This window comes from Pseudomonas sp. 51_B (assembly GCF_017491595.1).
Taxonomy (GTDB): Bacteria; Pseudomonadota; Gammaproteobacteria; order Pseudomonadales; family Pseudomonadaceae; genus Aquipseudomonas; species Aquipseudomonas promysalinigenes.
Genome location: NZ_JAFGYW010000279.1, coordinates 1 through 482, shown reverse-complemented (window position 1 = coordinate 482; position 482 = coordinate 1). Strand labels below are relative to the sequence as shown.

Below are 482 nucleotides of genomic sequence, written 5' to 3'. Positions count from 1 at the left end.
CTACACCTACTTGCGCGCACGCCAGGCCACTACCGGCCGCTTGCATACGCTCGGCACTAACTTCCGCTCCAGCCACGGTATGGTCACAGCGGTCAATCACGTATTTGAACGCGCCGAGTCCCGAGAACAGGGACGCGGCGCGTTTTTGTTTCGCGAAAGAAATGGCGAGAACCCGGTGCCGTTCCTCCCCGTCGAGTCTCAGGGGCGCAAGGAAACGCTGCGGATTGCCGGGCAAGCCGTGGCGGCACTGAATGTCTGGCAATTGCCCAGCGATCAGCCGCTGTCCGGCGCGATCTATCGCCAGCAAATGGCCGCCGCCTGCGCCAGTGTAATCACCGCACTGCTCAATGGCGGGCAGACCGGCAGTGCTGGTTTCGTTCAGGAAGATGACTTCAGAGGTCTGCGTCCTTCGGACATCGCGATCCTCGTCCGTGACGGTAAAGAGGCCCAGGCCGTACGCGCCGAACTCGCTGCCAGAGGGG

The 482-nt window shown here is 62.7% G+C and carries 1 pseudogene; it reads left to right on the top strand.

The window, feature by feature from the left end:
* A pseudogene (locus J5M56_RS24820) lies at nt 1-482 on the top strand (exodeoxyribonuclease V subunit beta); the annotation flags it as partial.